Source organism: Vibrio sp. SCSIO 43140 (assembly GCF_023716585.1).
Classification (GTDB): domain Bacteria; phylum Pseudomonadota; class Gammaproteobacteria; order Enterobacterales; family Vibrionaceae; genus Vibrio; species Vibrio maritimus_B.
Genome location: NZ_CP071851.1, coordinates 748,127 through 771,910, shown reverse-complemented (window position 1 = coordinate 771,910; position 23,784 = coordinate 748,127). Strand labels below are relative to the sequence as shown.

Genomic DNA, 23,784 nt, shown 5'->3' with positions numbered 1-23,784 from the left:
TCTATGACGATGAGAGCAGATACGATGAACCATCCACATTTTCTATCGACACCAATTGCGCGACAAACGCAAACGAAACGTCAAAGCACAGCTTGTCCAAAAGAGCTAGAGCGAATCACACTGGTTAAACAGTTGCAAAAGCAAGGCGGCTTAGACGCTCATACGCCTTGTCGTTAGGCTACAGATACAAAAAAAGCACCCTACGGTGCTTTTTCTCTCGCGATATTATCGATAAAGACCGATATCACGCTGCATATGGCTAGATAGCTCATTTGCGTGGTAAGTTGGTTCTACATCACCTTTACCGAACAAAATATCTAGGAAGTGTGCAATCAATCCTTTGAAGTTAACCGCGTAGGTTTTCTTATCCATAGAGGGTGCGATAGCGATGGTTTCGATGTTCATTGCTTGTGCCATGATTGCCTCTCTTAAAACTGGGTAACTCGTTGTTGTTGATGACAATATTAGGCAAAAAAACGTTGTTTAAAAAATGACAAATTTTGGACATTCGGATTAGTTATTCTAATAAAACAGATTATTAACAAGCACTTGTATGACATATGCGATCGTGGCGACTATTTATTCATAAATAATCAACACTGCCGAATTATTACGCACCATCCTTGTTAAGTCGCACAAATTGTTACCAGAATGATAAAGAAAAACCTCCCGTTAAATGAGAGGTTTTTCGCAATTAGCGTTAGCTATTCTTATTGACGACTTCAGGAAGCTGTTTTTCTTTATAGATAGAAGCGAGTGTCGCTACTGTCATCGTCGTCATAATGACGCACAGAGAGATCCAAGTTGGGATTTCCCAAGCCGATCCAACCAACGCCATCTTGATACCAATAAATATCATGATGAACGACAGAGCTGGCTTAAGGTACACGAAGCGATTCATCATTCCCTCTAACACAAAGTAGAGCGACCTTAGCCCCAATAACGCGAATACATTAGCTGCCAATACTAAGAAAGGCTCTCTGGTCACCGCAAATATCGCCGGAATTGAGTCTAACGCAAACAAGATATCCATAAACGCGATGACACCAATGACGACCAACATCGGCGTAAACACGCGCTTGCCGTTTTCAATAATCGATAGTTTGTTGCCATGGTATGACTCCGTCACTGGCAATAAACGTCTAATTAAACGCTCTGGCAATGGATTAATTTCATCCTCACCATGATCACGACCTAATTGAATACCGGTCCAAATCAAAAACGCCGCAAACAGATACATCACCCAGTGGAACTGAGACAACAGCTGAGCCCCTACACTGATCATGATTGCTCTTAACACTAGCGCGCCAATTACACCCCAAAGCAACGCACGTGGGCGCAAATGCTGAGGTACTGTGTACTGATGGAAGATAATTGCAAACACAAATAGATTGTCGACACTCAGCGACTTTTCTAATAGGTAACCAGTTAAGAAGGATACGGTCGCCTTTTTAGCCGTGTAATCACTGTCCGGCGCATAAAAGTCCCAAAAGAAATAGATAGTCGCTGCAAAAACAAATGCCAACACAAACCAAAAACCGCTCCAAATAGCTGCTTTTCGAATCGTGATTTGTCCGCCGCGAGTTTGATAAATATCCAGTGCCACCAACGTAAGCGTCAATAACAGGAAACCAAGATAGATTGATGGGCTCATAAGTCCTCCAGACGGAAGGACGAGGGATCTTGGGTCGACCTTCCGCAAACCAATAAAATACCAGTGCACTAGATACACTGATTCTATGATTGCGTTGGTCTCGTCAAAGCACGTTAGAGCGCTCTTATTTGCCGGATAAGTTGCTTGCTATATAGAGCAATAACTTAACGAGATGACGACAAATAAACGGGTGACTACTCCCCAAAACGGGTGAATTCTATGACTATAAATTAGTGGTGTCTATTAAAAAGATCCCAAAAACGAAAAAACCAGCATAATGTAGGATGCTGGCTTCACGTCTTGGTATGTAAAGTATTGATTATGCTTTAACTTTAGTCGTTGTTTTCTGGTTTGTTTCTTTCCAGTACTGAATACGACAACGATGAAGTTGGGCACGTCTCATTTTTTTCATGGTTAACTCCTTCTAAACTTTACGCAATCCACGTTACTCATCGAATGTAACAGTGAAATGACAACCGTAAGACCATTGTGTGACACAGTGAAGGAAGTCGTTGTTTGCCTCTAGTTGGCGTTCGACTCACGATTCCAAATAAGTTGAATGCTCTCTGTGTCGCTGGTCATCAATAGCGTTTCTGTTGCTAACGTATTCTGAATCTCATTTTTCCTGACCCAGGTAAATAATTTGGACGTGGAAATGGGATATAAGTTCAAAAATTCAATCAGTTTCTTATCCGCAGTTTGAGCTGTGCCCTGATTGAGCAATTCTTCAACAGTCACGCTTTCCCCGCCAACACTGGCTTTAATGAGATGATAACTGTCTTTGCGAAGCGACGTTTGTACATGCGTGTAGTTATGTACATTGAATGGAAATGTGTAGGTAATTTTGCTCACTAAGTCGTCGGGCTCTACGTAAATAACCACATCAAGTTGGATACCACGGTAAACCTGTTCGAAGCTGCAGTATTCGACGCCCTCGGTTTCACCACAGTCGTAGGTCTCCGACAGGGCTTGTACTTGCTGTTTTGTGCTGATATCGAGAACACCGGAGACAAACTGGGTCACCCATTGCTCGCTCGCAAGCGATGCATTGCCATACAACAAAAGCAAAAGAAGCAGCGTTCTATTCATTGCACTCTCTTAAATAACATGACGAAGAAAAACGGCCAAAGACAGCCTATCAATTTATCTAACAACTCCCCTCCTCCCCTCAATCTCATCCCTTGCGGCGATTTTGTGAGCAACTGCAAATTATGAGGCGTAGTCATACAGAAGGATGTGGCGATGATTCACTCAATTTATATTAGCGTTGGAAAACTAAAATAAATGGAATGAACATGAGACAAAAGACCCTACTTGCCTGCATGCTATTTGCTTCGCCAGCACTATTCGCATCACCGTATCTTACGGTTTCAACGTCGACGACAAGCCGTGACTATCCTATTGTTGCCGACGAACCACTAGTTATTCCTCTGACTAAAGACAAATACCAGCTTAAAATCTCTGGCATTGACGGTGACTGTACTAATGAGTTACCGAACAAAGTGAAGTTTAACACCCCAATTCCGCTGCTCTGTGGTAGCGACTCCGTGTTGCCACTAAATATACGTTTTACCGGAGATTATTCGTTTACTTACAGTGCAGAAGACCATTCTTTAGTTTTTAAACGACAACCTAAAAAAGTCGCTAAAAAAGAGTTCAAGCGACCCATTCCAAATGTTCAGTGTGAAACTCTCCCAAGCGAGCCTCAAGTTATTGCGGTTGGAGACAGTTACCCTGATGGCACGCAATTGCGCGATGTATTTACCAATGACATTGTGACCGTTAAGTCAGGTAAAGTTACAGTAAGACCTAACCAAGCTTCTGGTGGCTTAACTTTACTAGAGCCCGTCGAAACTACTCCGAAATCGGATGCGCTTAACTATCGCAATGCCAACATCTATTTTGTCATGGTTGATAGATTCAATAACTCGAACCCTGGTGCGCCGCAACCGTATGGTCGCCAATCTGATGGCAAAGATAACATTGGTACGTTCCATGGTGGGGATCTGAATGGTATCACTGAGAAGCTCGATTACATTAAAGCGCTAGGGACCAATGTCATCTGGCTCTCGCCAATTGTTGAACAGGTTCATGGTTTTGTTGGCGGCGGTGATAGCGGCTCTTTCCCATTTTACGGCTACCACGGCTACTGGACACGCGACTTTACCAAAATTGATGAAAGCTTCGGTAACGATGAGGATCTAAAGCGTTTAGTGGATGAGGCACACAAGCGCGGCATTAAGGTTCTGCTAGATGCCGTGGTTAACCACCCTGGCTACTCCACGCTTGCAGACATTCAATTTGATGAACTAAACGTACTTAAGCCAGAGCACCAACTGCCAGAAAACATCGCCGCTTGGCAACCCAAATCATCAGAAAACTGGCATAGCTACCATTCTAATATCGACTATCAAAGTGATAAATGGACGCACTGGTGGGGACCAGATTGGGTGCGCACAGGCTTACCTGGCTATGAACAACCGGGTTCAAGTGCCATTACGCTTTCACTTGCTGGGCTACCTGATTTTAGAACCGAATCCACCAAGGCGGTGACGCCGCCTAAATGGCTTCTAGAAAACCCTGGTACGCGCGTAAAAGCGAGAGAGAATCAGACCGTTGCTGATTATCTTATTGAATGGCAGACCGATTGGGTCAAGCGCTTTGGTATCGATGGCTATCGCGTTGATACCGTTAAACACGTTGAAGGTGAAGTTTGGCAACGCTTGAAAGCAGAAGCGACGACCAGCCTTGAACAGTGGCGCGAAGAAAACGGCAAGCAAGGCCAACCATTTTGGATGATGGGCGAAGTATGGGGACATAGTGCTCACCGCACGCCTTATTTTGATGATGGTTTTGACGCATTGATCAACTTTGATATGCAGAAGAAACTAGATAAAGGCGCCGCGTGTTTTAGCCAAATGGCAGAGACATATCAGAACTATGCCAACTCGATTCAAGAATCAAAAGACTTCAACCCAGTAAGCTACATGTCATCGCACGATACCGAGCTGTTCTTCAGTCGATTCAAAGATTACACCATGCAGCAAAACGCCGCGAACGCGCTACTGCTTAGTCCTGGTGCCGTTCAAGTCTACTATGGTGATGAAGTGGGTCGAAACATAGGACCATACGCCGATGACTTCCACCAAGGCACGCGCTCAGATATGGTTTGGGAGCTTAGCAAAGACAAGCAAGCACTGCTAAAACACTGGCAAACTCTTGGTCAGTTCCGTGACCGCCATCCAGCAGTTGGTGCAGGTGAACATAAGGTCATCGATAACGATAACGCCTATGTTTTCTCTAGAGAGCTAGACCAAGATAAAGTGGTCGTTGCCTACTTTGGTAAGTAGAGAAAAAGAAAAGTAGAAGCATTAAAAAGGCTCCTCGCTGTACATCCTTGGAGCCTTTTTTGATTACGCAACTGCTTAGCTTATTTATAGCCACCCTCTATCATTGGCTCTTCCAGTAGCAATCTCACTTTGTTGCGCTGTATCGCTTCTGGCGGCAGGCTAATGAACCCAAACTGGTTAAGAGTTGGTTTTTGCTTGTCGGAAAGCGTCAGGCCGATAAAGAACTCTTCTTGCTCGTTAAAGTACTCTCTGTTTGGCGGGAGATCGAGATACATATAGTAGACACTTGCCAACGGATATCGACCAGACAAGATCGTCTCTTTGTTCACATCGTAAGACTCTCCAAACTCATTGGTCACTTTTAAGATGTTTTGCTCATTTAAGTCATCGGTATACACCGAATACGCAATCGCCTCTTTTTGACCCGAGACTTCGCTAAGTAGAGCCTGCTTGTCGAAAACAAAATTAGTTGCCGCAAACTCACTTTGATCACAAGACACCCAGCTCGAAAACCTCTCATGCCCTATCAGTTGGTTATCGATAGCAAACGGAACCATAGGTCCAAGCTCGTTACCGTCACCATCTCTCCAACGAGTGACTTTCAGCTGCTCGTTACAACCGAAGACTGAGCGCAATTCTGCTACCGTGATGGACTTGGTTTGATTGTCCTTGTTGGCAAGTATCGCGATGACATCCGCAGTGAAAAACAACTCTGTGGGCTTGTATCCCCTCAAGTGGGTAAATTTAGCTATTTCATTGTCCTGCCATTTGCGAGAACTGATACCAAGTAGCATGTTATCGTTGGTCAAACTACTGGGAATATCCATGCTCTGCTTCACATCGATTTCGAGCCCCTTGGCATCCACCAGCGCTTGCATCACAGGCACTAGGTTGGGCTCGACCGCTACAACAGAGTGCTGTGTGTCAGGAGTATTGGCATACACACTCACGCTAAAAGCGGTCGCAGCCGTCATGAAAATCAGTGGCTTATTCACTTGGCGCCTCCACTTTTGTCGAACTGGTTAAGTCTTTTTCTGACGTGAAGATATCCCACTCTTTTACAGTAGACATCTCCGGATGATAGAAAACAGCAATAGTGCGACGTTTCCGCTGCTTGAGCTGCTCGGTGTATTGCGTCACCTCGGTAAACTCTTGCTCCGAGATTCTTTGACTTTCAATGCCTAAGTTTTCTATTGCTCGTTTAATTGCAGCGGTACGCCTTTTCGCTAGTGCTCGGTTGTAGTCATTTGTTCCTTCAGAGCTAGTATCACCAATCAAGACAACATTCGCATCTGGTGTCTCTTCTAACATGCGCGCAAGCTTATTGACGGTAGGCTCTTGATCCGGACGTATCACAGACTTGTCGTAATCAAAGTTCACCGTCACTACAACCGGCTCGTTAGAGAACTTCCACTCGGCACATCCCTCATTGTCCACAATAGTACCAGCTGGCGTGTCTAAGCATCGGTCACGTTGATTGATAATGCCGTCACCATCTTGGTCACGAAGGTCATCAATCTGGTGGCGTGTCATTTCTGTGTTTGGCGTTTCGGCGCAACCAAATAACAAGAGTAACGAGAGAGCAATAATTGATTTATTCATTATGAATCCCCCTCTTTCTGCCACTCTTCAGGGTGCTCAACACGAAGTGCGTAAGTCAAAACTCCCATTGCATTCAACAAACGATAGGCGGCAAACGTTCTATCGTATTTACTGCGCACATAGTTTTGTCTCGCTAAGAAAACTTCCACCTTCGCATCGAGCACATCAAGAAGGCTTCGGCGACCTACATTAAACTGCTGGATGTAACCAAGCTCAGCTATCTTCGCAGCATCGACATTCTGCTCTAATAAACGAATCTGTTGCTCTAGCATGGAATAGGCGTTCCACGCTAGCTCTGTCCCTTCTCGCACCTCGCGCTCTGTCCTCACTCTTATTGCTCTTGCCTCTTCAAGCCTCCATGCCGACGACTCAACTCTGGAGTCAGTAGAGAAACCATTGAAAAGATCGTAATCAAGCACCACCATGGCACGCATATCTTCATCGGGACCAATGACATTGCCTACGTTTCGATTTTTATTTGCGTGAAGCTCAATTTTCACTTCAGGATAATAATCCCCTTTCTCCCTGCGTATCTCTTGTCGAGCTGCATCCATATCCACCATGGCGGCCTTAATTTCTGGATGATTATCGACGGCTTGTTGAAGCGCGACGTCTAACGTGCTTGGCAGCAGCGCACTGTCAAACTTTGGAAATACCAAGTTACTCCCAGGTTTTCCTACCTGACGGAGGAACTGAGTTTGAAGATCAAATAGGTTGTTTTGTGCAGCTATCTGAGAAGACTGCGCCGTAGCTACACGAGCCGATATTTGCGCTAAATCCGAATTACTGGCAAGCCCTTGAGATTTTTTATCTAGAACATCTTGGTAGATTTCTTGATGCTCAACCACGTTGCGGTTGGCAAGCTGGAGTAAGGTTTCTGCCTCAAGAAGCTCTAGGTAAAGCCTAGTTACATCAAGTGAGACGTTCTCCGCTCTAGATATCAAAGTAAGGCGCTCTGCTTCCGCCTCATACCCTAAACGCTTCACGTTGGCACTAGTGCCAAAGCCGTCAAATAGCAGTTGGGAAACTCGAAGGCCTAACTCAGTGCGATTAAGTCGTCGATCATCAGGGTCAATAAAGTTACCATTATTATATCGAGTTTCTTCTACCCCAGCGGCAGCGTAGAGGTTCACTTGCGGTAATCTGTCGCCACCAGCTGCGTCACCATCTCTGATAACGGATTGATAACGCGAGTATTGCGCCAATACTTCAGGGCTGTAATCAATAGCAAAAGCTACCGACTCTTCTAACGAAATGGCACTAGCCGCCGATGTAAACACCATGGGCGATAGAGCTAAACAACTCGATAGCACGAGTTTTGTCACACGCATATCGTTTCCTTGTAGTTATTATCTTTCTCTCATTGAATTTTCTTTCGCTCTCAATATGGGTTTTAACCAATATTGCAAAACCGTTTTTTCGCCTGTGAGAATATCCACTGCTGCTTGCATACCCGGTATAACAGAAAACGTCCTACCATTTTCTTCAGGTTCAGAGAGCTCTATATGAGCCCGGTAATAAGCCACACCATCTTCCGTTTGTAGAGCATCGGCACTCACATAAGTCACCGTACCTTTTTGACCGCCGTATATAACAAAATCATAGGATGAAAACTTCACCATTGCCTCTAAACCTACTGAAATAAAAGCAATATCTTTGGGAGCAATCTTCGCTTCTATGATCAATGCCGAGTTTTCGGGCACCAATTCCATGATCGGCTCACCGGGGCGAACTACACCTCCAATGGTCCTGACAAAAACCTCTTTAACGGTGCCGTCCAAAGGCGCGACCACCTCAGTTCGTCTTAACTGATCGGCAATTGCTTGTCTGCTTTCATTTAACTGAGCGAGGGTGGCCGATATTTCGTTAAGTTGCCCTTGAGCTTTAGTTCGAAAGTCCAGAGCAATACCGCGATGATCAGCGATAGCTTCTGAGTAAGCAGCCTGCTGTTTTTGCGCGGTCACAATTGCGCTCGATAGGTCACCCTCGATTCGAATCACATCACGATTCAGCTTCAGAAGTTCGACTTCGGCCACCGCACCGCTCTCTACTACTGCTTTCAAAAGATCACGCTCTTTCTTAACTATCGACAGGCTACTTTGTAATGTTCGAATAGCGTTCTGCGTATCACTCACAGCCTGAGCCTGTTGCTCTATTCGCAGCTTTGATTCTTCAAGTTCAGACGAAAGCTGACTAAGGCGCTCTAGATAGTTGGCTTGCGCATTAAAAAGTGCGGGGCTGGATGAGTCGTTGCTTACGATTGATCGTGGCTCAATTTGAACCTGCGACTCCCAATTAGGCTGACTGATATCAACCTTCACGCTGGCCAGTTCAGCTTCTAGCCTTAATCGCTGAGCGGTCAAGCTATCAAACTGTTTCCCTGTTTCTTGGTAAGACGCTCTAAAGCGCGTGTCATCCAATATCGCGAGAGTTTGACCCGCTTTCACGCTGTCTCCTTGGCGCACTAAAATGTTCTCGACAATACCGCCTTCAAGACTTTGAATTGATTGGACTGACTGGCTCGGCACCACAGTACCTTCGCCGACGACTACCTCTTCCAACGTTGCCCAAGAAGCCCATAGCAAGGCACAAATAAACAGGCCTGCGATAATCCAAATTAGTTTTCTCGACCGATAGGCAAGCTGAGTATTGCTCCACTCAATATGACTAGTGCTCATCGTTACCCCCTTTGACGATAGCGATGTTCTTCACTTTGTGTTTTTGTTGACTAGGCTTGTCGAGCACTGCTTTTGGTGGCCCCTCTAGCACCAACTTGCCCTTGTCGAGAACAATCACTCGGTCACAAAGTGACAGTAGCGATTGACGGTGAGAACTGATCACAATAGTCATAGTGCGTGGCATTCGAGCAAGTGCTTGGTAAAAGCGACGTTCTGCCTGATTATCTAGCGCACTCGTTGGTTCATCCAAAACGAGGAACTTTGGCTGTCGGTATAACGCTCTGGCTAGTGCTACGGCTTGACGCTGCCCGCCGGATAGGTGGCGACCACCTTCACCTACTTGTGTCTCGAGACCATTCTCCAGACGCGACATGTAATCATTGAGCCCTGAATATTGGATGGCGTAAGTAAGCCGTACTTCATCAATCTTGGTTTCACCAAACACAATGTTTTCGAGCACAGAGCCGAACATCAATACGCTATTTTGTGCCACCCAACCCGAGGTTTTTCTTAACACGCTGTGTGGCCACAATTTTGCGTCTAGACCTTCAAAATAGAGCTGACCACTACTTGGCTCAACTTGCTTGAGCATAAGTGACAGCAAGGTTGATTTACCTGCTCCTGCAGCACCTATCACGCCAATACGCTCTCCCGGGCTGATTTCAAAAGAGATATCTTTAAGCGCCGCGGACGTGGTTTCAGGATAGAGATAACCAACATTGTCGAGTTTGACATGCCCATTAAATTCGCCTCTATCGATCGCCTGCTGGTTGCTCTCTTCTTGTGGCAACTCCATGATCTGATTTAGCCCGACCAAGGCAGCTCGTGATTGCTGATAACGGAGCATCAACATAGACAGCTGGTTAATGGCACTGCCCGCGCGCCCACTTAACATGACGATCGCAATAAGCCCACCCATTGTCAGTACACCTTCTGCTATTTGGTAAACACCAAACACAATAAGTGACACGGTCACTATTTGTTGGCTAGACTGAATGCAGTGAGTAACGATATTGGTATACGTTCGGGAGCGGGTTTGCCAAGTCGACAGAGATGAAATGATATTCTCCCATCGCTTTTGCAAAACACTTTCAGCGTTGTTCTGTTTGATTTCGGGTAAGGCGTTTAGTGCTTCGATAAGCTGAGCCTGACGCTGAGTCGAGAGCCGCGACGTTTCTTCAAGCGTATTCTCAACGTTGCGCTTCATGACTACGCTGATGATGAGCAAAAGTGCCATCACACCGACAGGGATCCACATCATCGCACCACCGAGCCAGCCAATGAGCACAAGAAAAAGTACGGTAAATGGTAGGTCAACCAACGTTACTAAGGTGACTGAAGTGAAGAATTCTTTAACCGAATCGAAATCCTGAAGTTGACGAGCAAATGCGCCCGTCGATTGTGGTCGATTCTCTAACTTCATGCCCACTGTCTTGCTAAACAGTGTCGCGGAGAGTTTATTGTCGATATATCGGCTCGCCATATCCGTCACCGAACTTCGTGACTCTTTTAATATCCAGTCGAATACGACAACGATCATCACCCCTGCAGCCAATACCCACAAGGTGCTCAACGCTTGGTTTGGAACAACCCGGTCATAAACGTTCATGGTAAACAGTGGCAAGATCAGCGCGAGTAAGTTGATAACGAGAGAGGCAATCAACAAGTCTCTGTACCAAGGACGCACTTCCTTTAGCGTCCGCCAAAGCCAACTCGTCGGTGTAGAAGGCTTTAACTCCTCGACACGACTATCGACAGCCGGCACACCACTTACCTGCCAGATTGAAGGGTTTGACGTTTTTCGTAGCTTTGTAAGCGTGGTATCTCGCTGTTTAAACTCTTCATCGACGACCAAATAGGTAACAGTTTGCCTTTGTACTTTGGTAACGACTAATGGCTGCTGAGTGTCTGAATCCACCATCACGAATGGAGGTTTCGCTCTTGCAATGGAGTTCGAGCTTAGCTCAAGAGACGTTAAGGAGGTTCGCTCCAATGCCCTTAAGAACAAAGGCTCAGACAACTGTCCATCATCAAGTGGCAAGCCACTGACTATTTTTATCGGATGACACCGCACCTCGTGGTGCTGGCATAACCACTTAATGGTCTCTAACCAATTATCCCTAGTTTGGTTTTCCACTGCATTTCCCTACTGCTAACTAGTTTGACGATAGTATTAAGTTTTGGTCGTCTAGCATTTTTTGAATAATGTCGGTCTCTGAAACGCCTGAAGCATCTCCGCCATACAAGGAATCGAGCGTCGTGTTTTCGAGTTTAACGTTGTGCTCGACCTGATTTCCGCTCGGCAATAGCTCTATGCGTACATCTGCACCGTCTTGAATCAAGTTAAGTTGACTAGCTGCATCCGTCGCATTCGTTGCTGAAAGAATCGCGCTAAGGTCAATGCTGTCAGTATTTGCGCTAACGTTAAAATCAGTGACCGTATCCGTAAACTCAAACACAGTACCAATATCATCACTCGTAAACACAAAGGTATCGTGACCAAGTCCACCGGTCAGCTCGTCATTCCCTTTGCCACTTAAGATCGTGTCTGCACCTATACCGCCACTAAGGGTGTCGCCGCCAGAACCACCTGAGATATAGTCTTTCTGGAAGTTACCCGTCAGAGTTTGGCTCCCCTCAGTTAAGAGTTCCACATCCAGGGTCTCTACGGCGCCATCCGCTGTGTTTCCATTGAGCTCAGCAGAAGGCTTTAGAATTAACGTGAAGGTTTCATCAGCACTCAAAGTGCCAGGGTCTTTGATAGCAACAGAGCTAATATCATCGCCATCTACTTCCCAGTTATCACCGATCTTTTCACCCTTGGTCAGTTCTAGATCGCTAGGTAAGCCCTCGATAGTTAGCTTTCCGGTTTCACCATCAGCAGGATTAACGAGATCAAGCGATAACCCGAGAGGAATATCTCCTGTCGGCTCAGCGAGAATATTGTCATAGGTTAAATCCAAGATAGGCGCGTCTGGCTCTGGTGTAATTTCTATTCGGATCGTTTCTTGTTTGATTGGACCAAAATCGCCGACATTTGACCCTAACACGGTCGCTGTATCACGGGCGTCTGCAGTGATGGTTAGGTCAATATCACCGAACGCATCACCAGCAAATAGCTCGATACTATTAATAGAGCTCGCTGAAACCAAAATAACCGCTGTTGCTACGCCATCTACTTGGAAGAAACGAGCCGTCTTACCATCAACACGAATACTCGCCATATCTTCTATCGAACTCGAATCATTGGCAGCTTTAGCAGTCACCACCAATGCAATGGACTCATCGCTATTGGTTTCTTGAGTCACGATATCGATTGGAATCGTGATAACGGCATCTTCATCCCCCGTCACTTTATCGGGCACGTTGAAGAAATCGATCTCATCAGCAATCGGATTAACGCCCAGCGTAAATGAAGACTCAGTAATGCGGGTGTCATTCGTCGCTAGCTCTTCGGTTATGGCTTTAAGTGTCAGCGGTATATCACCACTAAAATCGAGAGGCGGCAAAATGTAGGTATTATCAAGGTCCGCAGGATCGAGCTGCCATTCGTAGGTTGGGTTACCCTGGAACATTCCCCCGTCCTCACCATTATTGGGCACCAGCTCATAGCTCTCACCCACTTTGGTCACTACAACCGCCCCTTCAGGTACGCCAGTTATGCTCAGTGACATGTTTTCAGAGCCGTCTTGGTCAATCAGTTCGGCATCTAAACTGGCTAAAGATATGTAGGTATCTTCATCTCCAGTGAAGTCATCGGTCACTAGGCTTGCTGGATCAACAATCGGGTTGATATCAATGATCTTGGTGACGGTTTTTGTCTGGGTATCGGTTTCTGTGAGACAGTCCGTTTTATCGGTAATATTCACTTCAGCAGTCAGTGAAATTTCACCGCTAAAGTTAGCTGGAGGGGTGAGAATGACCTCAGAAAGTCTTGTAACATCCGTTATCGTGTAGCTGCCGTCGCCGTTATCAATTAGCCAGCTGGTATCACTACCAGGTGCAGAGAGTTTTGCTCCATCAGACACTTGAATATTAAAGAAATTAACGGTCTCTTTACCTGTTGCTGATTCCCCTTCACCAATCACGGTTTGACTGCCATCGAGCTTCACTGAGTCACCTAAGATCAACTGAAGATCCAGATCGGAAGCGACGTCTTCATCAATTCTGCTTAACACAGTTGAAAGAGTAATGTCATCGACAACCGGGCGGATATCAATACTGATTGTTTGAGTGGTCGTTAAGCTAGAACCATTACACGATGAGGTTTCTGTGGTCTGAACTTCAAAATTAACACAACCCGCGAAGTCTTCATCAAGGCCAACAATTTGCAAGTTACTTAAACCAGATTGACTTATGGTGTACCCAACAATTTCACCATCATTGTCATAAACAGTAATAACGCCGTTGCCCTGTAATTCAACATCTTCTGGTAATGAGTCTGCAGGAACATAAAACGAGATACTGTTGTCAGGGTCGCTAGCAATATCAGGGTTAAGAAGACCCGACAAGTCCAGAACTTCAGTGCCCTCATCAAAGACTATATCGTCATCTGACTCAATCTCTCCCGGAGGACCGACAGGGTCACAAGGAGTGCCACCGCCGCTGTGACCAGTGATTTGGATCTGAAACTTACCATCGATGTATTTGGCATCCTCGCCATCTATCACTCGAGCACGAACGACAATGTCGATAACAGGCGTATCTTGATTGCTGGAAATCGTGACGTTGTTGAGAATAAACGTAGAGATATCCTGAACAGTATCACTCGTCAAACCATTAGCTGGAATGATCCAGTTGCCATCGGGGGTTTCCTGAGCTTCATTGCCGCCACTATTGACCACAATGTCATACTCTTGAGGTACCTCAAGTATGATGTAGTCTAGATATTCCGAGCCATCGATATCTTCTTCAATGAATCTAACCGCATTTGACACATCGACAGGGCTGCCATCGTCGCTTATAAAAGTTTCTAGTGAGGTTTCTAGCCTTGTGTCTCCCTCCACTTTCGCTTCAACTGTCACAGTCAATGAGCCAGAAATGAGCTTAGTGGCCGTTGCACCTAGCTCTGATGTATCAGTAACTTCATAGCGCACCGGAATACTGAAGACACCACTCAAATCTTCTGTCGGAACGACACTTAAACGACCACTGTTGAACAGTGAGTCCAGAGTTGGTGTTGTAGAATCTAACAAGGTTTCCAAATCTAATCCCGTCGCAGGGACAGTTATAGGCGAACTATCGAACAATAAGGTAAGGTCGCTCGGTAACGGATCGATCAAGTAACCGGTTAAGGTTTCACTGCCATCACTATCGCCACTCAGTCTAGGTTCAAGATCCAGGGCAATCTGGCCATCTTCAATACCTGTGGTTGATACTGTGACGCCTTCGCTTTGGTCAACAACCGGCAGCAAGTCGATTTGAACATTGTACTCAAACGTACCGCTATCTCCGTCTGGCTCCGTTGATACAACCCGAGCATCAAACGTAATTCGACCACTAAAGTCTTCTTTAGGTTTTACGAATAGGGTTGCCAGCTCCTCATTGCTCACCTGATAAACATTGCCCGTCGTAGGGTCAATACCAGCAATGGTTAAAGCGACTGGTTGACCCACGCTGTCCACAATCGAAATATCATCAGGTAGATTGGTAATCAAAATATTGAGCACCTCAGACACATCATCATCTGAGGTAACAAAAACGAAATCCAATGGCACTAAACCATCTTCATTAAAGGAAGCGGCAGTTTCGATGGTTTTATTTGCTTCATCATACTGCCAGTTCCCATTGCCACCATCTTGAGCGATAGGCTCATCAACAACACCTTTTAAGGTGATATTGATTGTCTTGGTTGTGCTATCCGCTTCTTCGTTAACTGGAGGCAAACCATCAACGGTCGATTCCACCGCAACGGCCGTAACGTTAATAGCTAGGCTCTCTGTGAACGAACTGATATCCGTTTTAGGTCTGAGTAATGCGTCGCCATTAGCGATAGCATCAGACTCTACGCGATACATATTCGTACCCGTTTGCTCGAACCCGGTTCCTGTTAACGACCAACCATCTTGAACTTCAATGTCATAAAATAGCGACTCGGAACCATCGGTATCTGTCAGCGTCCCAAAAATCGCATCGCTGAGGTCGATATCGACATCCTCCAAGCCTCGTACATCTCGCACAGAGAGTTCTGGCACATCAGCATCAGGAGAAACCTTAATAACGACAGGAGAATCTATCTCTGCGGTCTTGTCGGTGCTCTGAGCAAACTCGCTGCCTTTCTCGGTCGAAATCGCTTTTAGATCAAATGTGAACTCTCCAGCAAGGTTCTTTTTCACTGTAATCGTCATTTGATCGAGCTGGCTTTGAGTGTAGGACTTACCCTCAACAATTTTATCGCCATTGAGTTTGATGGTAATGCCGCTTGGCACGTTGGTAATTTGATAACTGAGCGACTCTGAGCTATCCGTATCAACGAGCAACGCATCGATGTCTAGCGGGAAGGTTCGGTCTATATCCTCCGTTAGGTTGTATTCAAACTGTGAACTTCCCCAATCAGGTGCATCAGCAACAGGCAATACCGAGATGTCGAGAACTTCATTACTCAATACATCATCGGCCGCACCTGTCTTAGTCACAGTCGCACCAACAATCAAAGCGACGACGTTTGAAGACAGCGTTGTATTGGATTCATTCTCTTTCGGTCGATAGGTCAGCACCCCATCGGGTACAAAGTAGTTTTCTCCGGTTTCTTGTTTAATCTGAGCATCCGTCAGCGTCACAGTACCGCCAACCGCGACAAGCGCTACGCCATCAAGGTATAGGGTTCCGTCTTGTAAGCCGGAGATTCTGATTTCACTGACGTTTTCACCTTGATCAAAATCACCAACAAACACCTTAATATCAACGGTCGCTAACTCATCCTCACGTATCTCGGTGTTTTCAACTCGAACAAAACCGATACTGTCATCGAGGATCAATTTCGCTGTATTTGAAACGGTATCGCCATCGTTATCTTTAACGGTAAATACGATGCTATCGGTTAGCGCAGGGCTCGCGTCCACACTTGAGTTGGTGACCACCGTGTAGCTACCATCCGACTTTAAAGTAAGCGTGCCGTATATCGAACTGTCATTAGCATTCGTGAGATTAACGACAAACTCATCTGTTGCTCCAAAGATGTAGGTTCCACTTTCGTAGGTAAACTCAGTAATTGCGCCCCCGTCCACACCGATCCTAGTGCCAGAAAGCAGATTACCCGAGAAGCTGTCCCCTTCCGTGATCTCTAACGTCTGCGCATCACCGGTCGTCGGAATATCATCCGTTACCGCAACTTTGAGTATCGACTCAGCTGATTCGTCACCATCACTGTCTGTGGCTACGATAGGAAATTCTAGATCGAGTATATTTGCACCATTGCCATCCGCATGATCAAGAGGCTTAAAGAGGAAGAACTCTGCTGAGCCATCCACATTTAAACGCAGACGGAATACCTCCTCGTTCGAGCTTTGCTTGGTGCCGATATACCAACCATCAATATCACGATCGGCCAAAACTATAGTTTCACCACCACTGGTGTAGCTTCCAAAGTTTGAAATATTGATATCAAAAGAAACAATGGTGTCGGAACCTCTTACAAACGTTAGAGTGTCCGCTTGTATGACTTCGACCTCGCCAACACCTTCTAAATCTGCTTCGTTTACTGACACAGTCACTGTTTCAACCGTCGGGTCTCGACCATCGAGTATGGCGACCGTCGAGATTTGTTCGGTTTCTGTGCCATCAAGGTCGGTGACAACAATTGGAAGATTGATAGTCAAAGAGTCCACAGAGCCATCGCTGCCGTGATCTATCTCTTTGAACAGACGAAAACCAATATCAACACTGCCTGTTGTACTGGATGCAATCTCTAGTTCGTCAGGCAGTGACACTCTAAACACCACCATGCCATTTTCATCAATACCATCGTAGGTGTTATCACCGTTATCACGCCAAACAACGCTCAAGCCATAGGTTGTAATTGCATTGCCGTTTGAATCTTCCACTGCTGTACCGTTATCAATGGAAAGCGCAATGTCAGTGAGTTCATCTTGAGATGCAGTAATGCTTATCGTAGATGTGTCGGTATTGGTCTCTGTCTCTCCTGACTTTTCCGGTAATTCGGTCACTGTGAGTGATGCAGTCCCAACCGTCGCAGAGCCCGAATCGGTTACTTTTACATCTAGCGTGAGTTTGGTTTGGTCTCCGTCAGAGTCTCTGGCTGTCACCACGAAAGGGATTTCCAAAGGGTCACTGGTGTTGTCGAGGTTTTGCAGTAAAGTGAATGTATAATCTACATCCCCACCTGTATCGGCGTCAGGTTGAATAAACCCAATAACAAACACATTCACCGTATTTCCATTGCTGTCTTCGTATGACCCCGTCAGAATAGCGCCCGTCGCATCAACAGTGTAATGAATGAGATTTCCACCGCTATAGACGAGTGGTTGATCAGCGGTATCAAAGAATACAGTGGGTTTTAGTGATTGGTTTTTATCAAGGTCATCCGCACCAATAGACACGTTGAACGTTCCTGTCCCTCTTACAAAGCTCGCACTGTTTAACCCTCCCTCGGAAACAGTAGGGGCATCAGTTAGATTGATCATGGTAGGGTCACTACCATCCTTGATTAGCAAATTAAAGTCGCCAAGGCCAAGCTCGGTTCCGTCGGTATCCAAACCACCAATGACTAAAGGTAGATTAAGAAGATCATTGTTGGTTGGTTGATTTAATGGTTGCTCTTGAACAATCGTCAGTGAGCCAGTTACAGCAGTAGGATCGCTTGCGTTGACCTCTCCTGTTAGGGTCAGTGTGAACACCACCGTGGTGCCGGATTTAGCCGTCAGCACTTTACCTGCGTCATTTAACTCATAAGTAAGGGCAAGGAGATCATTACCACTCGTAAGCGACAAACTATCGAGTACGTTGAGTGTACTTGCTTCGAAGTAAAGGCTATCTGGGTCTGGATTATCAGAACCTGGATTGACATCAAACGTAGTAACAAATGTACCGGGTCTATCAACTAAATCGGGTTCGGTATATTCATAACTCCCAGAACCTACCTGCCCTGCATCACCATCAGAAATGAAAATCGTCGCAGTGCCTTGTCCAAAATCGTTTTCTTGGTCGCCAGCGATGTAATCAAAGGAAACCTTTTGGCGACCCGCAGAGTTATCTATATTTCGATTTGCAGAAAAATTGTAATGACCATTGGCAAATACGCTTAGCTGACCTTCAGGAATATCGACAACCGTTGGTGTGCTACCAGAGACCACGTATTCTGTACCATCAATGATAATTTTGGAGACTATGAGCGCCCCATCCAAATCAATATCATTGTTGAGCACGTTACCAGACTTCACTTCACCTTCAGTAACGAACGCGAAATCATCGAAGATTAAAGGCTCTATATCTGCAACATTAATCGGCAGGTGACCGATCACCACTTCCGTGGTGCCATCAGCATCCGTCTGCGTCCCCTGAATTAAAAGCGCGGTTTGGATGGAGTTTAAATCAGGCTCTTGGTCGATAACCTGCTTAAAGGCCACGTCAACCTTATCGCCAGTGAGTACCGCTTCAAAAACAACTTCTCCATCACTTCTGACACCCATGACCTGATAATCGGTCACTGTGACTGTAATAGAGAGTCCGTTAGATGTGAGCTGGTCGATAAGCGATTGCGACTCATAAAACACAAACTCTGCGTTTTCGATTCGCACATCAGACTCTTTCGCTTGGTTGCCGAAGATACCAATTACCGTATCACTAAACGCGAGTGACTCTGGAAGTACTAATGTCGGCATATCATCAGTCGCCGAGTTACCTACCGCATTGCTAACATTCGCATCGAGCGTCCATACTGCGTTGAGATCGAGTGATGACACATCGATGTCTGACACCAACCAATTGCCGTCAGCGTCTACGTTCCCTTGATACTCAACCGTCACCACACCATCACTAACAACAACAGTAACGGGTAAACCTTCTTCGACAAGATCGGTTGTTCCTTGCAGACTTGTTAATGAACCACCTCTAAAAGCGAGAATGTTAAATCCCTGCAATGTATCAATATCAATGGCGGGCTTGGCAGTATCAATTATCGATGTATCATTTGCTGTCGTCGGATTTCCAGCGATATCATTTGTTTCTGCGATTACTGACAACTCACCATCATCAAAACGTGACAAATCGACATTAGAAACCGACCAAAGGCCATCAGTTACAACAGTGGTTAATGTGATCGGATCGCCGCTAACCCCCGATATAGTCAAGGTTACGGTTTGGCCATCCTCAACATTCGAGACGGTTCCAGACAGATCTGTGGCTAGGATTTCTTGTTCATTGGTGGCCCCATCGACATCATCAAATTTAACGGTAATGGACGCTTGAGTATCCTTCACTATGGTGTCTGAAGCGGAAGTCGGGTTACCTGCGATATCTACTGTAGAGGCTTCAACGGTAAGTACGCCATCTTGCAGACTTTGAACATCCAGGTTGGAAATGCTCCAAAGCCCGGTATCACTTACCGCTGACTCCCCTGACAACGTTGCGCCCAGGGTATCAGTCACTGTCCAAGAGATTGTTTGCCCCGCTTCGACAAATTGTGTGGTACCTGAGAAAGCAGAATTCGGAGCCTCAGCAGCGTTAATGTACTCATCACCAAAACCATTCCACTCCACCGTGATACTTGCCATGGTGTCTTTAATGGTGGTGTCAGAGGCTGACGCTGGGTTACCTGCAACATCTTCCGTGCTGACGTCAACAGCTATGTCACCATCATCAAACGCAGAGAAGTCAACATCAGACAGTGACCAAGCACCGTTAGTGACCGTTGTGGTGAAATTAAGTGGCGAGCTCCCCGTGCCGGTTATCTCGATAGAGACTATTTGACCATCTTCTACATTGGTAACCGTACCCGTAAGGTCGGTCATTGGCGCTTCAAACTGATTCACAACCCCATCGACATCAAAGACTTCGACTGTGATAGCCGCTTGGGTGTCTTTGACTATGGTGTCAGTGGCGCTAACCATATTCCCTGCCACATCTGTCGTCGTTGCCTCAACGACTAGATTGCCATCAGTCAGACCGGAGACATCCTGACCTGCGACACTCCAAGCACCAGATGCATCAACAGTCGATGTTCCTGAGATACTCGCACCTAACTCATCGGTGACCGTCCAATTGATCGTTTGTCTTGCCTCAACAAACTGAGTTGTACCGTTAAATGCTGCGCTCGATGATTCGACTAGATTAATGAACTCATCACCAAAGCCATCCCAATCAACCGAGATATTAGCTGCGGTGTCCTTTGTGATGGTGTCGGTTGAACTTGTGGGGTTGCCAGCCTTATCAATCGTCGATGCTTCAACAATGAGTGCACCATCTGTCAAACCCGACACATCAAGGTTCGTTATTTGCCATTGCCCGGTTTCACTGACAAGAGACGTACCCGAAATAGTACTACCTTGCGCGTCTGTTACCGTCCAATTGATGGTTTGTCCCGCTTCCACAAACTCAGTTGTCCCTGTAAACGCAGCATTCGGTGCTTCCACTAAGTTTACGTACTCATCACCAAACCCGTCCCAATCTACGCTAATGCTTGCCAGCGTATCTTTTATCGTTGTATCCGTTGCCGATACCGAGTTTCCAGCGATATCTGTGGTGCTTGCCACTACAGACATCTCACCCTCGGCAAAACCAGACAGATCTATGTTGGATATCGACCAACTACTACCATTGACTGTTGTAGAGAGATTGAGTGTATCTCCACTTAAATTTGAAAGCACAATATCAATAGATTGGCCGTTCTCTACATTCGACACAGTCCCCGATATCATAGTGATTGGGGTCTCAAACTGATTGATAACACCATCGACATCATCAAATTGAACGGTTATGGACGCTTGTGTGTCCTTCACTATAGTGTCAGTAGCGGAAGTCGGGTTACCTGCGATATCTACTGTTGAAGCTTCAACGGTAAGTACGCCATCTTGCAGACTTTGAACATCCAGGTTGGAAATGCTCCAAAGCCCGGTATCACTTACAGCTGACTCCCCTGACAACATTGCGCCCAGGGTATCAGTCACTGTCCAAGAGATTGTTTGCCCCGCTTCGACAAATTGTGTGGTACCTGAGAAAGCAGAATTCGGAGCCTCAGCAGCGTTAATGTACTCATCACCAAAACCATTCCACTCCACCGTGATACTTGCCATGGTGTCTTTAATGGTGGTGTCAGAGGCTGACGCTGGGTTGCCTGCCATATCTTCCGTGCTGACCTCAACAGCTATGTCACCATCATCAAACGCAGATAAGTCAACATCAGACAGTGACCAAGCACCGTTAGTGACCGTTGTGGTGAAATTGAGTGGCGAGCTCCCCGTGCCGGTTATCTCGATAGAAACTGTTTGGCCATCTTCTACATTGGTAACCGTACCCGTAAGGTCGGTCATTGGCACTTCAAACTGATTCACAACCCCATCGACATCAATGACTTCGACTGTGATAGCCGCTTGGGTGTCTTTGACTATGGTGTCAGTGGCGCTAACCATATTCCCTGCCACATCTGTCGTCGTTGCCTCAACGACTAGATTGCCATCAGTCAGACCGGAGACATCCTGACCTGCGACACTCCAAACACCAGATGCATCAACGGTCGATGTTCCTGAAATACTCGCACCTAACTCATCGGTGACCGTCCAATGGATCGTTTGTCCTGCCTCAACAAACTGAGTCGTACCGTTAAATGCTGCGCTCGGCGATTCAACTAGATTAATGAACTCATCACCAAAGCCATCCCAATCAACCGAGATATTAGCTGCGGTGTCCTTTGTGATGGTGTCGGTTGAACTTGTGGGGTTGCCAGCCTTATCAACCGTCGATGCTTCAACAGTGAGTGTACCATCTGTCAAACCCGACACATTAAGGTTCGTTATTTGCCATTGCCCGGTTTCACTGACAAGAGACGTACCCGAAATAGTACTACCTTGCGCGTCTGTTACCGTCCAATTGATAGTTTGTCCCGCTTCCACAAACTCAGTTGTTCCTGTAAACGCAGCATTCGGCGCTTCCACTAAGTTTACGTACTCATCACCAAACCCGTCCCAGTCAACACTAATACTTGCCAAGGTATCTTTTATGGTTGTATCCGTTGCCGATACCGAGTTCCCAGCGATATCTATCGTGCTCGCCACTACAGACAGTTCACCCTCGGCAAAACCAGACAGATCGATGTTGGATATCGACCAACTCGCTCCGTTAACTATCGAAGATAAGCTTAGAGAATCACCGTTACTGTTCGATAGGATGACATTTATTGTCTGGCCGTCTTCCACTTCTGCGACCGTTCCTGATATCGTTGTAATTGGAGCCTCATACTGATTTAGCACACCATCGACATCATCAAACTGAACCGAAATAAAAGCCTTTGTATCTTTTATAATTGTATCGCTAGACGTTGCTGGGTTGCCTGCAATATCGACCGTTGAAGCTTCAACAGTAATTACACCGTCTTGGAGAGTTTGAACATCGACAGACGCTATATTCCACTCTCCAGATTCACTCACTACTGAAGTTCCTGAAAGTGAAGTTCCCAACTCGTCGGTTACGGTCCAGTTAATCACCTGACCAGCCTCTACAAATTCAGTTGTCCCTGTAAATGCTTCGGCAGGTGCTTCGTTAGCGTTGACATAGTCATCACCAAAACCATCAAGTTCAACCGTAATACTCGCTAATGTATCTTTGATCGTCGTATCTTGAGCGGTAACATTATTGCCAAAATCATCAGAAATTATGGCATCAACAATCAACGGGCCTTCTGCGAGCGTCGAAAGATCAATATCAGAAATAAAATAAGACTCGTTAATTGTTACGGACTGGAGCTGGATGGTATTACCATCTTGATCAGTAATGGTAATAAAAACATCTCTATCATCACGCACGTCCTTTGCGGTGCCTTCGATGATGACACTTGGAACTTCAAACTGATTCTCATAACCATCACCACCATCGAGAATGTTGACGGTTAACGCCGCTTGGTCAGGCAGAATATCTAGCGAAGACTCCGCTGGCCTTGGTGAGGTATCTAACCTATTAGCAGGCCTAGTATCGAACCCCGCTCGAGCTATAGTTTCGTCTAGTGTTGCCTTTAACGAAACAATAAATCCGCCGCTTTCGTTACTCGTTCCTGAGGTAAGGTCCACGTTACCTTGTTGGTTAACAATATTATTCGTCAAATCATCAATGGTTTCTGAGAGAGCTTGCTCTACAGAGGCAATTTGCGCCGGGGTAAGGTTTGTCTGATCACCTAGCTCAACGATTGGCTGATTAACGACCAATACCCCATCGATTAGCGATTCATCAGGAGCAGCGCGCTCCCAACTTCCGTCTGAAAACACTTTCCAAATCACATCACCCATCTGAACGTATAGCACTGGCACCATCTTTGGTCTCCGATCCTTACTAAGCC

General features: G+C 46.1%; 11 protein-coding genes. 2 read left to right on the top strand and 9 right to left on the bottom strand.

Features of this window, described 5'->3' with window-relative positions; translation table 11 throughout:
- The first annotated feature begins 3 nt into the window (after positions 1-3).
- Entirely contained in the window at positions 4-177 is a 174-nt protein-coding gene (locus J4N45_RS21965) for a hypothetical protein (protein WP_252016993.1), read from the top strand.
- A gap of 48 nt (positions 178-225) precedes the next feature.
- Here J4N45_RS21965 and J4N45_RS21960 read toward each other — a convergent pair whose 3' ends face one another.
- From J4N45_RS21960 to J4N45_RS21950, 3 genes are all read right to left on the bottom strand, one after another.
- Positions 226-417: a hypothetical protein gene (locus tag J4N45_RS21960; protein WP_042471324.1), complete on the bottom strand. Its 192-nt coding sequence runs from the start codon at positions 415-417 to the stop codon at positions 226-228.
- A 283-nt stretch (positions 418-700) separates the two neighbouring features.
- The gene (locus tag J4N45_RS21955; RefSeq protein ID WP_252016991.1) at positions 701-1,654 is read right to left on the bottom strand and encodes a TerC/Alx family metal homeostasis membrane protein; all 954 of its coding nucleotides are present in this window, start codon (positions 1,652-1,654) and stop codon (positions 701-703) included.
- A 522-nt stretch (positions 1,655-2,176) separates the two neighbouring features.
- A complete protein-coding gene (locus J4N45_RS21950; RefSeq protein WP_252016989.1) occupies positions 2,177-2,743 on the bottom strand; it encodes a hypothetical protein in 567 nt (188 codons plus the stop codon).
- A gap of 206 nt (positions 2,744-2,949) precedes the next feature.
- Between J4N45_RS21950 and J4N45_RS21945 the strand changes: the two genes are divergently transcribed.
- Positions 2,950-5,004, top strand: coding sequence for an alpha-amylase (locus J4N45_RS21945; protein ID WP_252016988.1), 2,055 nt, complete (start codon positions 2,950-2,952; stop codon positions 5,002-5,004).
- Positions 5,005-5,084: 80 nt separating this feature from the next.
- Here the strand turns inward: J4N45_RS21945 and J4N45_RS21940 are convergent, their stop codons facing one another.
- The 6 genes from J4N45_RS21940 to J4N45_RS21915 are packed head-to-tail and all read right to left on the bottom strand — an operon-like array spanning position 5,085 to position 23,758.
- Entirely contained in the window at positions 5,085-5,978 is an 894-nt protein-coding gene (locus tag J4N45_RS21940; RefSeq protein WP_503058232.1) for a PstS family phosphate ABC transporter substrate-binding protein, read from the bottom strand.
- A 13-nt stretch (positions 5,979-5,991) separates the two neighbouring features.
- Positions 5,992-6,606, bottom strand: a complete 615-nt coding sequence (locus tag J4N45_RS21935; RefSeq protein ID WP_252016984.1) for an OmpA family protein — start codon at positions 6,604-6,606, stop codon at positions 5,992-5,994.
- The gene (locus tag J4N45_RS21930) at positions 6,606-7,937 is read right to left on the bottom strand and encodes a TolC family outer membrane protein (RefSeq protein ID WP_252016982.1); all 1,332 of its coding nucleotides are present in this window, start codon (positions 7,935-7,937) and stop codon (positions 6,606-6,608) included. The genes J4N45_RS21935 and J4N45_RS21930 overlap by 1 nt, the downstream gene beginning before the upstream one ends.
- Positions 7,938-7,955: 18 nt before the next feature.
- Positions 7,956-9,284, bottom strand: coding sequence for an HlyD family type I secretion periplasmic adaptor subunit (locus J4N45_RS21925; RefSeq protein ID WP_252016980.1), 1,329 nt, complete (start codon positions 9,282-9,284; stop codon positions 7,956-7,958).
- Positions 9,274-11,421 (bottom strand): type I secretion system permease/ATPase, encoded by a 2,148-nt coding sequence (locus J4N45_RS21920; protein ID WP_252016978.1) that lies wholly within the window; start codon positions 11,419-11,421, stop codon positions 9,274-9,276. Before J4N45_RS21920 ends, J4N45_RS21925 begins: the two co-directional genes overlap by 11 nt.
- Positions 11,422-11,440: 19 nt before the next feature.
- Positions 11,441-23,758, bottom strand: a complete 12,318-nt coding sequence (locus J4N45_RS21915; RefSeq protein WP_252016975.1) for a T1SS-143 repeat domain-containing protein — start codon at positions 23,756-23,758, stop codon at positions 11,441-11,443.
- Positions 23,759-23,784 lie beyond the last annotated feature (26 nt).

Coding starts and splice junctions, on each gene's coding strand:
- J4N45_RS21965 (WP_252016993.1), top strand. CDS start 4: ATGACGATGAGAGCAGATACGATGAACCATCCACATTTTCTATCGACA.
- J4N45_RS21960 (WP_042471324.1), bottom strand. CDS start 417: ATGGCACAAGCAATGAACATCGAAACCATCGCTATCGCACCCTCTATG.
- J4N45_RS21955 (WP_252016991.1), bottom strand. CDS start 1,654: ATGAGCCCATCAATCTATCTTGGTTTCCTGTTATTGACGCTTACGTTG.
- J4N45_RS21950 (WP_252016989.1), bottom strand. CDS start 2,743: ATGAATAGAACGCTGCTTCTTTTGCTTTTGTTGTATGGCAATGCATCG.
- J4N45_RS21945 (WP_252016988.1), top strand. CDS start 2,950: ATGAGACAAAAGACCCTACTTGCCTGCATGCTATTTGCTTCGCCAGCA.
- J4N45_RS21940 (WP_503058232.1), bottom strand. CDS start 5,978: ATGACGGCTGCGACCGCTTTTAGCGTGAGTGTGTATGCCAATACTCCT.
- J4N45_RS21935 (WP_252016984.1), bottom strand. CDS start 6,606: ATGAATAAATCAATTATTGCTCTCTCGTTACTCTTGTTATTTGGTTGC.
- J4N45_RS21930 (WP_252016982.1), bottom strand. CDS start 7,937: ATGCGTGTGACAAAACTCGTGCTATCGAGTTGTTTAGCTCTATCGCCC.
- J4N45_RS21925 (WP_252016980.1), bottom strand. CDS start 9,284: ATGAGCACTAGTCATATTGAGTGGAGCAATACTCAGCTTGCCTATCGG.
- J4N45_RS21915 (WP_252016975.1), bottom strand. CDS start 23,758: ATGGTGCCAGTGCTATACGTTCAGATGGGTGATGTGATTTGGAAAGTG.